This is a genomic window from Acidovorax sp. Leaf78 (assembly GCF_001422735.1).
In the GTDB taxonomy this organism is placed as follows: domain Bacteria; phylum Pseudomonadota; class Gammaproteobacteria; order Burkholderiales; family Burkholderiaceae_C; genus Acidovorax.
In genome coordinates, this window is the sequence record NZ_LMLZ01000020.1 from 13,798 (window position 1) to 27,993 (window position 14,196).

Sequence of the window (14,196 nt, forward strand, 5' to 3'; positions counted from 1 at the left end):
GTGATAAATCACTCAGCAAGCACATGCCTGGGGCGGCCTCACATGTGCTCACGTCTTGTCGCAATCTATCTCTTCAATATCTACCAGCGATGAAAACCTTAAAAACTACCTATGTGGTCTTATGCATAAGTTGACCGGAGAAGTCAATTTGCTTTTGTAGCGCGCAAATTTTCACCAGTATTCGGCGGAATCGTATTGTTTAGGGAAAGCAAAATGCAAATTAGTATCAGTGGCGAAGGTTGATTGCTGTTTTGCACACAACCTATTTGCTTTTGAATGTGACAATAATTCGAAATTTGCAACAAACGAAACGATTCAATTTGCTGTGGTGTATGGCGAAGTTAATTTGTAAACATTAATTTGTTTTGCAACTAAACGATTCCAAAATCTCACATGTGTTAGTGGTGAGGATATGGCACCAATAAGCACAATCATGCAGTAAGTGAACACTTCGGCATACTTTCACTCACAAACAGCCCTTTTCAGAAACCATTGAAGCTTGCTTAATACAAATCAATCGCAATGGGTGGCTAGGCGGTGTTTTCTAAGGATACCTATCAAAAATGATATTGCATCAGTTGCGGCTGCTGCATTATTTGCCGGTTATTGCGATTGCGCGCGTGAATAAGGATGAGGGATCTGCGACGTCTCGCGATGGAGCTGTCCTTGCACATTGCAAGTGAACCCTGCTGAAGTTCCACTGATGCAGATGAAACACCTTATTTACCGCATTGCTTGCCTTGCTGAAGTACCGACCTTGACCTCAACCAGGAGATTTTTCGCATGAAGCACATATTCCTTTCGGTGGCACTGCTCGCATCCGTGGCTGCGTCGGCCCAGGAGTTCGAGAAGGACAACGGTGTCATCCGCATCAAACTGAACGAGGCCATAGCGCCCTACGGAACCAACTCGCCGATGATCACGAACATGTGGATCGCCGGCCGCAAGGTGGTGCCCCACGACAACGCCGGCGCAGACTTTCAGATGACAAGCCGCAGTAGCCAAGGCAACAACTACAACCCGACGCAGGGTGGTGATTGCGCAGGGCGCACCTCAGTGCTGACGGGCTCGATTCCGAATTGGAATGGCGCCCAGCTCGGAACCCCGGCCAGCAACGGCATCCTGCTCGGAATCGATCCACTGCTCTATGACGAACCGGGCCTCTCCGGTACCTGCAATGGCGGGCAGCCAGGCGTGGCTCCGTACGACATGGCATTCGGCGTGACGTTGGGCGACGGCGTTGCGGTGCCGCGCGAAGCGATGGTCGTGGACATGTCGATTCGCAAGGACGGCCCGGCATCTCCTGACCTGGTCAAAGCCCTGTCGGAACTGCCGGTTGCTTTTGTGGATGCCAACTTCTTGCGCTATGCCTACTACAGCGTCGACGGAGTGAATTTTCAGCAACTGCAAGGTTCCACCGGGGTCAGTCTCAGCCACGACATCAAGCAGTGGGTCTGGAACGACAACTTCATCCGGGACGGCCATGCGATCGCGCTGTGTGACCGCGCTGACGCGGTCGAGCAGCCAGCTCAGGGCACATGCATGGCGTTCTATGCGCACGAATTCACCCGTGTCTACGCAAGCCGCCGCCAGGGGTCGCCGAACGAACTGGCGTTGATGTCCGTACTGGGTGACAACACAGCTGCACCCACCATCTCCGACACACAGTGGCACACCGCACGCCGGTTGGTTGCCGTCGGCAATTTGTCGACTGTGGCTGCAGTAATTGGACATGCCGAGCAGAACTACCCTGCGTCTGGATGGGCGCGCTGGTAGGACTGCGCTTGAACTCGATAAGCCCAGCCGCCGTGACGATATGTGGGTGGGCAACGTCCAATGACTTCACCGGATTGGCACCTGATCAAGTGCCATAAACCGACATGACAAAAGTCGGTTTCGCCGCGGGCGGTGCGAAATGCAGTGAACTTTTCGTCCCGCTCAACTCCTGCACAGGCTCGCTCATCGCGTGCCGGCCAACCTCTTCTTAGAAACTATCATGAACATCGTTCAACGTCGCCCCTCATTCCCCGCTCTGGCGCGTCTGGTCTTGACCGCCGCCGTGTCGGGCCTGCTCCTGGCTCATGGCAGCCTGCTGCACGCGCAAGTTATCGCCAAGAAGATCGCTGTCTACACCGACTCTATCGGGGACGGCGGTAACGTGGGTGGCAATGCCACTACCGCTGCTGGCAACGGTAGTGGCCCTGTGTCCCAGTTCACCAGCTATCCGGCTCATGGCGCAAGCTCCAGCCTGTACGATCTGGCGTGGCGTATCTTCGGTGCCAGCGGCGCCTCCACTTACGATGCACAGCAGTTCGGGGGGTCCTCGCTTGTCGGCATGGTCAACGGCTACCGCATGGGTTTCGCCACCAACCCACCCGCCAACGTGTCGGCATGGGGCGGCCTGACGCTGGTGCAGCACGCCGCAGCCATCCAAGCTGACACCGTAATCATCCACCTGGGTGGTAACGATGGCCCAGCAGAAGGTGTGCATACGCCGACCGACAAGCACAATATCGTGGCCTACCTGATCGGCACGATTGGCAAGCAACTGGCTGCAGAAGGTCGCCGCCTCGTAGTGATCGAAGCACCATACACGGTGCCTGAAGACACGGTTGCCGCCGCTCTCACCCTGCCGCCACCCGGCTGGACTTCGGCCCAGGTAGCGGCGCAGGTCTCCGCTTGGCAGACGTACTTCGCTGCGACTAACACCGGCATCGACGCTGGCGTCGCCGAAGTGAACGCCCATTACCCTGGCTTCGCCATCCGTTCCAACTACTGGAGCGACGGCACCGTGGCAATGAACCCCGGCACGACCCACGAGGGACTGCATCCTACGCTTGCCACGCACTCGGCTATCGCCGCGGCGGTGGCTGCGGACGTGAAGGCGTTCCGGGGCTGGTAAGCATGAGGGCTTCGGCCCTCGTTGAGTGAACCATGGATCAGCTTCTCACGAGGCTGATCTGCAAGGGCTGGTTTGCATGGCGGGCTGAAGCAGACGATAAACCAGCAATCCGCGAGAGTTCGGAATTTGCCCATTGATGCGGAAGACGAACTCGTTGAGGTAGGCATCAAGATGAGCGGGCTGAACAGCGCCGTCATGGGTTTCCAGAAGCCATCCCTGGACCAACGCCGCCACCTGTGAACGCCAGCCATGGTGGACGTGGGCTGGCTGCTCCGCATCCAGCATGGCCAGGTCCTGGTTGTACCGCGCAATGCAGCGGCAGCGTTTTGATGACTCCGATCAACTCTTGCTACTCCGCGGCTCTGAAAGTCCGACTGACACACCAGACCCACCAGTGACTCCTGCCGTAGTGCGGGCGGGGTATGCAGCGCCGCCACATCCCAGACATGTTGGCGCCTGTGACCCGACAGCGGTCTGCCGACCAGTCGGCCACCGCGCCGCCAAACTCGCGCGGCGCTTCTTGGGGCAGGTTGAGCCCCGCGCCAGCGATCAGATGATGTCGCAACGCGCTGAAGCGTGCAGCATGCTCCGATTCATCGGCTGGCGGAAGTACCCCGTCGTCTGTCCCGGGACGGGCCCATACTGGGAACGGTGATGACAGGTTGAGCTGCGAGCCGTTCCTTGAGCCCTCACAGGCCGGGTCACCATCACGCGCGACTCCCGGCCCCTGGCTGACGACGGTTTTTGTCACCCTGCATGCCGTGTCAGAATGAATTTATGAGCACTTTGATCTCTTCCTCTTCGTCCTCCTCATTTCCATCCGCCGCAGACGGCACCCAGATCGCAACCTATACCTGGGCCAATGTGGCAGGCAAGCCCGCTGGTGTGGTGCAGATATCCCATGGACTCGCAGAGCATGGTGAACGCTATGACCGGTTTGCGAAAGCGCTGAACGCTGCCGGGTTTGTCGTTCATGCGGTTGACCACCGGGGGCACGGGCGTACCGCCAACGGGCGGCTGGGCGATTTCGGTGCGGCTGGTTTTGGCGGCCTGATTGCAGATGTGGCCCAGTTCGGGGCAGCGCTGCGTGCGCAGCACGACGGTCTGCCGCTGTTTTTGTTCGGCCATTCGATGGGATCGTTTGCGGCGCAGGCGGCCATTCTGGACCACGCATCGACGTGGTCGGGAGTGGTCCTGTCAGGGTCCACGGCGCTTGACCTGCTGGCTGCCGGCATGGCCAATGCACCGGCGGATGCGCCCGCCGGGCTGGCGGCGTTCAATGCAGGCTTTGAACACCGCACGGGCTACGAATGGTTGTCGCGCGACGCCGCCGAGGTGGATGCCTATGTGGCCGACCCGTGGTGCGGGTGGGATGTGCCAGAACCTGTCATTCCCTCGCTGTTCGCGCCCGCGTCGCGACTGGCCGACCCGGCACTGCTGGCGGGCATCCGCAGCGAACTGCCGATCCTTATCGCTTCCGGCGATGCCGACCCGCTCGCCGGAGGCGGGGCGCTGATTCAGGCACTGGGGCAGCGTTATCGCGATGCCGGCATTGCCGATGTGAAGGTCGTGCTGTACCCAGGTGCGCGCCACGAGATTCTCAACGAGACCCACCGCGACGAGGTGACTGCCGACATCGTGCAGTGGCTGGCTGCACACGCGGGATAGGCACGATAGGCGGGAAAGGCAGCGTATTCGCCACGCGGCGAGTGCCGTGGCATTGACGCTGAAGAACGGCGCCGCATCGCCTGCCAGGTGGGGCGATGGCTGCTGACCTGCACGTCCTTTCCATCACGGCGATCACGGCAATAACGCGATCACAGCGATCACGCCGGTTCGTGCTCCAGCCGAAACACCGACACGGCGTGAACCAGCTCCTGTGACTGGGTGCTCAGGCTCAGCGCCGCGGCCGACATCTGCTCGACCAACGCCGCATTCTGCTGAGTGGCTGCGTCCATGTGCACCACCGCTTGCACCACCTGCGATACCTCCTGGTGCTGGCTTCTGCAGGCAGAGCTGATGGACGCCACCAGTTCGGACACCTTGTGAATGGCGGTCACCGCCTCGCCCATCGTGGTGCCGGCACTGTTCACCAGGCCCGATCCATGTGCCACCCGGCTCACACTCGTGTCGATCAGGTTCTTGATCTCCTTGGCGGCCTGGGCGCTTCGTTGCGCCAGACTGCGCACTTCGCTGGCCACGACCGCAAAGCCCCGGCCCTGTTCGCCAGCGCGCGCTGCTTCGACCGCGGCATTGAGCGCCAGGATGTTGGTCTGAAACGCGATGCCGTCGATGACCCCGATGATCTCGGAGATCTTTTGGGAGCTGTCGTGGATGCCCTTCATGGTCTTCACCACTTCCTGCACGACAGACCCCGCATCGCTGGCCACCGTGGCCGCCACGCCCGCCACGCGGTCCGCTTCGGACGCGTTGTCGGCATTTTGGCGAACCGCTGAGCTCAACTGCTCCATGGTGGCGCTGGTTTGCTGCAGCGTGCTGGCCTGGTGCTCCGTGCGTGCCGACAAGTCGTGGTTGCCGTTGGCGATCTCCTGGCTGGCGGCTGCCACGCTGTCAGCGTTGTGCCGCACGGTGCGCACAGCATCGGACAGGCGGTGCGACATCGTGGCCAAGGCCGCCATGGCGCTTTCCGAGTCGCCCTCGCGCACCCGGATCGCGCGGGCCAGATCACCATCGGCCACCGCCTGCGCAACGTGCTTGAGAGCGTGCGGGTCTGCGCCGAGCTGCCGCACCACACCGCGCAGGTAGTACGAAAGTCCGAGCAGCGCGAGAGCGATGCCTGCCATCACGGAGATGACAATGTTGCGGTCCAACGAGGCGAGCGACTTGATCTCGTCGATGCGGTAGGCCAGCCGGCTGCCTTGCCTGGACTTCTCGGCTGCGAGCGGCTGCAAGAGACGGTTGCGGGCAGGAATCGTCTTGTCCACCAGGAAGGCGAATGCCTCTTCTTTCTTGCCGGCCTGGATGAGCTTGACGTTTTCTTCCCCCACGGCCCAGAACTCGGTCATCAACGCGGGCAGGGGGGCAAATGCCTGGCGGCCCTCTTCGTCGATCATGTTCTTGCCCAGGTGATCCAGGCGTTCGAGCAGCCGTTTCTTTTTGGCGCCGACATCCGACAGCGCCTCGTCCAGTTCGGCAGGCGTGCGCGCCAGGATGGCATGGCGCAGCTGCAAGGAGGTGCGCGTGACGTTGAGTTCAAGCTCCCCGATGGTCAACAACTGCGGCACGTTGGTGAGGTTGACACGGTCCGCTGCCTCGGTCACCTTGGCCATCATGAACCAGACGATGACCGCGGCAATCATGAGCACGCAGATGAGTGACCCGTTGATGAGCGTAAGCCGCTGTGCCAGAGAGAGTTTGTTCATCGGATTTCCTGTTGTCGTAGATCTTCTGAAATGCCGACTGGATCACGCGATTCCTTCTTCGCACGAACCGGCATGAGGCCCCTTGCTCCTGGCGGGGTGGTCCGGCGACATGTGGCCGGACCCTTCGGTCCGCACTCGTTGCTATCAAAACAGTGTACGGAAAGCACAAACTGCTGCAAGTTGTTTTGGCGCGGTGTCCTCCGATCTTGCGGCGTCTAACAGGGGAAACGTCACCGGGGCGACTCAAATTTGCGGCGAGAAGCAATTTTGTGAAGAGATGTAGCGGTCGCGGCAGCTGGCTATGCCGCAGAAAATTTTGCGCATCAACTTGCGCTGCTGGCTGACACGCAGACGGTGTAGCTGCCATAGCATGGCGGTTTGCGAGTGCTGGTCATGCCATGGTCAACAGCAACTGGGCGCTGCAACAGGCCGAAAATTCAAAAGCGAGGCTGCCGTGTCCGATGAAAAATCTCCATCCTTCCCCGCAATGGAGGAATCCAGCACAGCCCAGCAAAAGACCTTTGATACAAGCCTGAACACAGCCAGGACCGCCCCAGTTCGCCATCTCACTGCCGCACAGCCGCACGGGGCTGACCACCGATAACGCCATGCGCGTCGCCACCTGGAACATCAACAACGTCATTAAACGCGTAGACCTGCTGGTCGATTGGCTGCAGCGCGCCCAGCCGGACGTGGTGGCGCTCCAAGAGCTCAAGTGTTCCACGGCCGACTTCCCCACTGCGGCGCTGGAGGCTGCAGGCTATCGGTGCGCTGTGGCCGGACAGCGGACCTGGAACGGAGTCGCGCTGCTGTGCCGCGACCACGAGCCCCTCACCGTGGTCACCGCTTTACCGGGCGACCCGTCGGACAAACAGGCGCGCTACATCGAAGCGGCCATCAACGGCGTGCTTTTCGCGTGCCTGTATCTCCCCAACGGCAACCCCCAGCCCGGGCCCAAGTTCGACTACAAGCTGCGCTGGTTCGAGCGCATGACGCTGCGTGCGCAGGAGCTTCTGGACTCCGGCTATCCAGTGGTGCTGATGGGCGACTGGAACGTGGTTCCGACCGATGCAGACATCTACAAGCCAGACACCTGGCGGGACAACGCACTGCTCCAGCCCGGGCCGCGCGCAGCCTATGCGCAAGTGCTCGCGCAGGGCTGGACCGATGCCCTGGCCAAGGTTCACCGCAAAGGCGTTCCGTTCACTTTCTGGGACTACCGGCGCAAGCGCTGGGAGCGCGATGCAGGTCTTCGCATCGACCATATCCTGGCGAGCCCCTCCTTCAAGGTGGTGGATGCGGGTGTGGACCGTGATGAGCGGGCGCGAGAAGGTGCCAGCGACCATGCCCCCGTGTGGGCAGAGCTCTCGCTCGCCAAGGCGCCGGCAAAGCGCAAGGCAGCGGGTCTGCCTGCCACGCCCACGCGACCGCGCACTGCGAAGACTGCGGCCGCTGCCACCTCTGCGATTGACGCACCGCCTGCACCGACGACGGATCCGCTGTCCAGGTACAACGCCAAGCGCGACTTCAAGAAAACCGCAGAACCGGCTGGTGTCGTGCCGGCGAGGCGGCGGTCCACCCAGTCGGCGCCACCGGAGGCGCTCCACTTCGTGGTCCAGAAGCACTGGGCGTCCCGCCTGCATTACGACTTCCGGCTGGAACTCGATGGTGTAATGGTCAGCTGGGCGGTGCCCAAGGGGCCGTCCTATGACCCAGCCACCAAATCCATGGCGATTCATGTGGAAGACCATCCCATCGACTACAACACCTTCGAGGGCACCATCCCGAAGGGCGAGTACGGCGCTGGCACGGTGATCATCTGGGACCGCGGCACGTGGGAGCCGGTGGGCGATGCGCGCGAGGGCCTGGCCAAGGGCAAGGTGATCTTCAAGCTGCACGGCCAAAAGCTGGCCGGCCTGTGGGAGCTGGTGCGCATCTCCAAGCCGGGCGAGAAGAAGCAGGATCAATGGATGCTGTTCAAGAAGCGGGGCGACGCGTGGGCGCGGCCCCGCAGCGACTACGACGTCATTACCGCGTTGCCGGACAGTGTGGTCGACAAGCCGCTAGGCTTGATCGAGGAACGTGAGCCGCGAAGCAAGGCGTCGCCTCTGCGCCGCGCCGCGGGTGGCGGCACTGACGCGCTGCAGGCAGCCAGGAAGGCCAGACTTCCCGCCAGGCTTGAACCCCAACTCGCCACGCTTGTGTCCGCCGTGCCCGAGGGCGACTGGGTCGTGGAGACCAAGTTCGACGGCTACCGGGTGCTGGCTCGCGTGGAGGGTGACAGTGTTCGTATCTTCACGCGCAACGGCAACGACTGGACTGCGAAGCTGCAGTCCATTGCCGACGCAGTGGCCGAGCTGGGCCTGACCAGTGCTTGGCTGGACGGGGAGATCGTCGTCCTCAACGATGCCGGCATCCCGGACTTCAATCGCCTGCAAAACTCCATCGACAGCGCCCACACGCGCGACATTGTGTTCTTCGTGTTCGACGTGCCCTTTCTGGGGGGCATGGACCTGCGCGCAGTCCCTCTGGTGGACCGCAGGGCTGTGCTTCAGCAGCTGCTCGGCGAGCGCCACAGCGACACCGTCCGGTTCAGCGACGCGTTTGATGTGGCACCGGCCCAACTGCTCGGCGCAGCGTGCCAGATGGGGCTGGAAGGCGTGCTGGCCAAGCGCTCCGATGCACCGTACGTGTCGGGCAGGACGGAAACCTGGGTAAAGCTCAAGTGCCAGCACCGTCAGGAGTTCGTGGTGCTGGGGTTCACCGACCGGTCCAACGCCGCCAAGGAGGTTGGAAGCCTCTTGCTGGGCTACCACGAGGACGGGCAGCTGCACCATGCTGGCTCGGTCGGAACCGGCTGGGATTCAGCCGCCGGCAGGGAGCTTCACTCCAAGCTTGCGAAGCTGGAGGTCGCGACCCCTCCGGTGAGTGTGGACGAGGTGAAGCCGGGGCGGTGGTCCAAACGGCGGGCGGGTAGCGAACGCTGGGTCAAGCCCACCCTGGTGGTGGAAGTGGCTTTTGGCGAATGGACGCCGGACAGGCGCATCCGGCACGCCGTGTTCCGAGGGATCCGCACCGACAAGCCGGCCAGCGCCATCGTGCGCGAACGCCCGAAGGCCCAGGTCGCTGCCGCGGCGCACGCAGCCGAGCCACAGCGCCGGAGCCAGGCCCACGCGGTGAAGATCACGCACCCTGACCGCGTGATCGACCCCACCACGGGCTTGCGCAAGATGGATCTGGTGCACTACTACGAGAGCATTGCCGAGTGGATGCTGCCGCACCTCAAGAATCGGCCTGCCTCCCTGGTGCGGGCCCCCATCGGCATTACCGGGCAGCTGTTCTTTCAGAAGCACCCCGACAGCAAGATGCCCGGGATGAAAGAGCTGGACCCTGCGCTCTGGCCCGACCATGCCGCGTTGCTGGCGGTTGACTCATTGGAGGCCTTGATCTCCGCGGCGCAGATGAATGTGGTGGAGTTCCACACCTGGAACTCCAAGATCGCGCGCATCGACCAACCGGACCGGCTGATCCTGGACCTCGACCCCGGCGAGGGCGTGACCTGGCCGATGCTGCAGGAGGCGGCCGAGCTCACCCGCGTCATGCTCACGGAGCTGGGGCTGGAAAGCTGGCTCAAGACCAGCGGGGGCAAGGGTTTGCATGTGGTGGTGCCCATCACTCCGAAGCTCCACTACGACGAGGTCAAGGCCTTCTCGCAGGCGGTCGTGCAGCACATGGCCAAGGTCATCCCGTCCAAGTTCGTGGCCGTCATGGGCGGCAAGAACAGGGTGGGCAAGATCTTCATCGACTATCTGCGCAACGGGCACGGGCAAACCACCGCCTGTGCGTTCTCTGCACGGTCTCGGCCCGGCATGGGCGTATCGATGCCGGTGGCGTGGGAGCAACTGCGAGAGCTCAAAGGTGGGGCCCACTGGACGATTGCGACGGCGCGGGAGTACCTGAGTTTTCAGAAAGACGACCCCTGGAAGGACTACTGGAAGAAGCGGCAGTCGATTCGCCAGGGCATCAAGCTGCTGGCCTAGCACGATGCGGTATTGAATGCGCCAGCGACCTGCCGCAGGCGCCGGGGTCGCGGCTAACCGCCGCCGCATGCCATGGCCCGCACCGCGCTCGCTGCCCGGCGCTATAGTCGGCAACCATCTCGTGACCCAGAGACGCGATATCTCCTGGTTTGTATCGTCGGACTCTCGTGTTGATCGTTGGCCATGCGCATCAAAAGTCAGCTGTTCGCTCTCGTCCTTTCCGTACTGATACCTGCTTCCCTGGCGGCGATGCTGGCCATCTGGTATGTCTATCAGGAGGAGCAGGCCACCCAGGAAACCGGGCTGAAGGAGGCGGCGCGCACCTTCTCGCTTCTGGTGGACAACGAACTGCAGTCCCGGCAGCGCATCCTCGGCACCATCGCCAATGCGCCTTCCCTGGCCACCGGTGACCTGGCGACGTTCTACGAGTTCGCCAAGAAGAACGCACCGACCTCCGACACCACCATCATCCTGATCGAACCGAGCGGGCGGCAGTTGCTCAACACGCGGGTACCGCTGGGGTCCGTGCTTCCGACCCAGCGAGCGTCCAACGTCAGCGACCTGATGCAGCGTGACGGTGGCGTCTCTCCCCTGGTGTCGGACGTCTTTTTTGCGCCGCTCGGCAAGCGGTACGACTTCGTCGTCCAGGTGCCATTCATGGAGCGCGGTGCCGTCCGCTACTTCGTCGTCATGGGGGTCAATGCTGCCGCGGTGCAGGCATTGATGTCCCAGCAAAACATGCCGGCCAGCTGGCTGGGCGCGATTGTCGACCGCAAGGGGGTAGTGCTGGCACGCTCGCGAGACCCCGAGAAATTTGTAGGCAAGGCCTCGGACGAGCGGCTTCAAAAACTCTTCGCATCCACCGCGCAGGGCGTCACCCGCTCGGTCACGCTCGATGGGGTGGCCGTCAAGACGTTCTACCAGCGCGTGGCCGCATCGGACTGGACGGTCGTTCTCAGCATTCCCGAGAGCGAGATTCGGCGATCGGCCCTGCGCGGGGCCGGGCTCTTTGCATTGGCTGCCGTTCTGGTGCTGATCATCTCGCTGCTGGTGGCGCGCCGCATCGGCGCGGGGGTCATCTCTCGCATGGACCGGCTGGCATTGGCGGCCGATGCACTGGGCCGGGGCGAACAAGTGAACTACACGTCACAGGGGCTGGTCGAGGTCGACGCCGTGGGCGTGCGGATCGCACAGGTGAGCGATCGCTTGTTGTTGAACCAGCGCGAGCTGGAGTTGCGCGTTGCACAAGCCGTGGCCGACACCGAGCGCGCGCAAAAGGCTTTGCTGCAGGGCCAGAAGATGGAAGCCCTGGGTCGGCTGACCGGAGGCATCGCCCACGAATTCAACAACCTGCTGCAGACCTTGTCGACCTCGCTGCAGCTGGCCAAGCGGGTCAACGAGTCCGACCGTGTGCAGGGCTTGCTCGACACCTGCACCAAGGCGCTCAAGCGCGCGAAGACACTGACGGGGCAGCTCAGTTCCTTCGGCCGCACGCAGGATGCGCGGCTGGAGACCGTGAGCCTGCAAAAGCACATCCACGAGTTCCGCCCCCTGGTGGACAACGTGCTGCCCGCCAGCATCGCGCTGGACGTGGTCATTCCGGAGGAGGCCTGGCCCGTCACCATCGACCCGACGCAGTTCGAGCTGGCGTTCCTCAATCTGGTGATCAACGCCAAGGATGCGATGCCCACCGGGGGCAGCATTCGCGTGGTGGTCGGCAACGAGCCGGGCGCCTCCCCCGCGGCCGGGCTGCCGGTGGACGACTACGTGCGGGTGAGCTTCTCGGATTCCGGGATCGGCATGACGGCCGATGTCATGGCCAAGGCGCTGGACCCGTTCTTCACCACCAAACGGGTGGGCGAGGGTACGGGCCTGGGGTTGCCGCAGGCTTTCGGGTTCGCGCGGCAATCTGGCGGAACATTGCTGCTCCACAGCCGCGAGGGGCAGGGAACGCAGGTGGACATCTACCTGCCCAGGGCCGTCGGTGCCACCGAGGCGCCTGGAGCGGCTGCCGATGTGCGGGGCAGCACGGCGGGCGAGGAGCCCGCAGCAGGTTCGGGTGGGCGCGGTGGCGGCACGCTATTGTTCGTGGAGGACGACGCCCTGGTCCGCGAAAGCGTCGCGCCTGCGCTGGAGGGCGGAGGGTTTTTCGTGATCATGGCCGAGAGTGCCGACGCCGCGTTGGCCTGCCTGGAGGCCGGCACCAAGATCGACGTCGTATTTTCCGACGTCGTGATGCCCGGCACGATCAATGGCATCGACCTCGCCAGGACCATCGTGAGCCGCTTCCCCCACGTCAAGGTGGTGCTGGCCACCGGCTATTCGGAGAACCGCGTTTCCATGCCAGGTGTGCAGGTGCTGGCCAAGCCCTATGACGTGGCCGATGTGCTGCGGGTGCTGAGAAAAACGGTGGGGTGACCGTGGAGTGAGGAGCCCGGCGCTTGGCGCATGGGACGCGAGGTTCAAGAGTCACCGCATAAGGCTGGGTCGGAACTCCGCTGTTCAAGGCGGCGCCCCGGGTCAGCCCGGCGAAAGATGAGCAGCGCTGCAGTTTTCGGAAGTGACCGCACCACAGCGTCACAAAACCGAAATACCGCACCGGTAACATTTGCTCACAACGATTCTTTGGCGCTGTTCATGCCCGAAACCACTGAGTACCTGAGCGATTTCCGGCCGCGTTTTCGCCAGCCCAGCGCCGCCGACCTGTGCATCGAAGTGCCGTGCATGACGACGGACGAGACCAATGAAAAGGTCATGGAGGTGTTCAACCGCCACCGCGACCTGGTGAGTCTGCCGGTGGTGGAAGGCAGCCAGCCGATCGGCCTGATCAACCGCAGCATTTTTCTGTCGCAGATGAGCAAGCAGTTCCGACAGGAGCTGTATGGCCGTAAGAGCTGCATCGCCTTCATGGACAAGGAGCCGCTGATTGTCGACGCGGCCCTGGACATCGATGCGTTGACCTTCAAGACCGTGGAGTACGGAGAAAAGGCCCTGTCCGACGGCTTCATCATCACGCGCGACGGTGCCTATGCGGGCATCGGCAATGGGCTGCAGCTCATGCGGGTGGTGGCCGACATGCAGGCCTCTCGCAACCGCCAGATCATGCACAGCATCGAATACGCCAGCGTGATCCAGCGGTCCACGCTGCGCAGCTCGCTCGACGCCCTGGCACGCGCTTGCCCGGACGCCGACCTGGTGTGGCAACCGCGGGACATCGTCGGCGGCGACTTCTACCAGTTCAGCACGGATGCCGATGGCTGGTTTGCTACGGTGGCGGACTGCACCGGCCACGGCGTGCCCGGCGCATTCATGACGTTGATTGCGTCCACCAGCCTGAACCAGGCCATTGAACAGAATGGCCCCCGCGACCCCGCAAGCCTGTTGGGCCACGTCAACCGCAGCATCAAGCAGATGCTGGGTCAGGTGGATGGGCAGGATCGCACCCCGGGTTCCGACGACGGCATGGACGCCGCGTGCTTCTGGTTCGAGCCCGCGCAAGGCCGGCTGGTTTTTGCCGGCGCGCGGCTGTCGATGTTTGTGGTTCGCCCCGGAGCCGACACGGTAGACGTGCTGGATGGGCAGCGCAAGGGCGTTGGCTATGTGGACAGCGAGTTCGATTACGCATGGAAGAACCAGGAAGTGGTGCTACCCGCGGGCAGTCTGGTGTTCGTCAGCACCGACGGGCTGATCGACCAGATCGGTGGCCCCCGCGGCATTGCGCTGGGCAAGCGCCGTGTGCGCGAGGTGCTGCTCGAGCACAGGGAAAAGACGCCGTCAGAAGTCAACGCTGCGCTGCTGGAAGCGCTTCGCCTTTGGCAAGGCGAGCACCATCGGCGCGACGACCTGACCTTCTTTAGCTTTCGCACATAGA

The 14,196-nt window shown here is 62.7% G+C and carries 8 protein-coding genes; 6 read left to right on the forward strand and 2 right to left on the reverse strand.

Annotated features, from left to right (window positions below; genetic code table 11):
• Positions 1–783: 783 nt before the first annotated feature.
• Complete coding sequence (locus tag ASF16_RS11850; RefSeq protein ID WP_056167077.1) at positions 784–1,776, forward strand: hypothetical protein; 993 nt, start codon at positions 784–786, stop codon at positions 1,774–1,776.
• 220 nt (positions 1,777–1,996) lie between these two features.
• Positions 1,997–2,902, forward strand: a complete 906-nt coding sequence (locus ASF16_RS11855; protein WP_156372050.1) for a hypothetical protein — start codon at positions 1,997–1,999, stop codon at positions 2,900–2,902.
• Between the two features lie 45 nt (positions 2,903–2,947).
• Here the strand turns inward: ASF16_RS11855 and ASF16_RS26140 are convergent, their stop codons facing one another.
• Positions 2,948–3,187, reverse strand: coding sequence for a hypothetical protein (locus ASF16_RS26140; protein WP_156372051.1), 240 nt, complete (start codon positions 3,185–3,187; stop codon positions 2,948–2,950).
• Positions 3,188–3,646: 459 nt separating this feature from the next.
• On the opposite strand from ASF16_RS26140, the gene ASF16_RS11860 reads away from it, so the two are divergent.
• The gene (locus ASF16_RS11860) at positions 3,647–4,570 is read left to right on the forward strand and encodes an alpha/beta fold hydrolase (RefSeq protein WP_235507347.1); all 924 of its coding nucleotides are present in this window, start codon (positions 3,647–3,649) and stop codon (positions 4,568–4,570) included.
• A 158-nt stretch (positions 4,571–4,728) separates the two neighbouring features.
• Here ASF16_RS11860 and ASF16_RS11865 read toward each other — a convergent pair whose 3' ends face one another.
• Positions 4,729–6,285: a methyl-accepting chemotaxis protein gene (locus tag ASF16_RS11865; RefSeq protein WP_056167085.1), complete on the reverse strand. Its 1,557-nt coding sequence runs from the start codon at positions 6,283–6,285 to the stop codon at positions 4,729–4,731.
• 608 nt (positions 6,286–6,893) lie between these two features.
• Here ASF16_RS11865 and ligD point away from each other — a divergent pair.
• From ligD to ASF16_RS11880, 3 genes are all read left to right on the forward strand, one after another.
• On the forward strand, positions 6,894–10,325 hold the full coding sequence (gene ligD, locus ASF16_RS11870) for a DNA ligase D (RefSeq protein WP_056167087.1): 3,432 nt from the start codon (positions 6,894–6,896) through the stop codon (positions 10,323–10,325).
• A gap of 183 nt (positions 10,326–10,508) precedes the next feature.
• Positions 10,509–12,743: an ATP-binding protein gene (locus ASF16_RS11875; RefSeq protein ID WP_082516887.1), complete on the forward strand. Its 2,235-nt coding sequence runs from the start codon at positions 10,509–10,511 to the stop codon at positions 12,741–12,743.
• A gap of 219 nt (positions 12,744–12,962) precedes the next feature.
• Positions 12,963–14,195, forward strand: coding sequence for a SpoIIE family protein phosphatase (locus tag ASF16_RS11880; protein ID WP_056169039.1), 1,233 nt, complete (start codon positions 12,963–12,965; stop codon positions 14,193–14,195).
• Position 14,196: the final 1 nt, after the last annotated feature.

What these genes read in the sequence shown, in the direction of transcription:
- ASF16_RS11865 (WP_056167085.1), bottom strand. Translation starts at nt 6,285, where the DNA reads ATGAACAAACTCTCTCTGGCACAGCGGCTTACGCTCATCAACGGGTCA.
- ligD (WP_056167087.1), top strand. Translation starts at nt 6,894, where the DNA reads ATGCGCGTCGCCACCTGGAACATCAACAACGTCATTAAACGCGTAGAC.
- ASF16_RS11855 (WP_156372050.1), top strand. Translation starts at nt 1,997, where the DNA reads ATGAACATCGTTCAACGTCGCCCCTCATTCCCCGCTCTGGCGCGTCTG.
- ASF16_RS11880 (WP_056169039.1), top strand. Translation starts at nt 12,963, where the DNA reads ATGCCCGAAACCACTGAGTACCTGAGCGATTTCCGGCCGCGTTTTCGC.
- ASF16_RS11875 (WP_082516887.1), top strand. Translation starts at nt 10,509, where the DNA reads ATGCGCATCAAAAGTCAGCTGTTCGCTCTCGTCCTTTCCGTACTGATA.
- ASF16_RS11850 (WP_056167077.1), top strand. Translation starts at nt 784, where the DNA reads ATGAAGCACATATTCCTTTCGGTGGCACTGCTCGCATCCGTGGCTGCG.
- ASF16_RS26140 (WP_156372051.1), bottom strand. Translation starts at nt 3,187, where the DNA reads ATGCTGGATGCGGAGCAGCCAGCCCACGTCCACCATGGCTGGCGTTCA.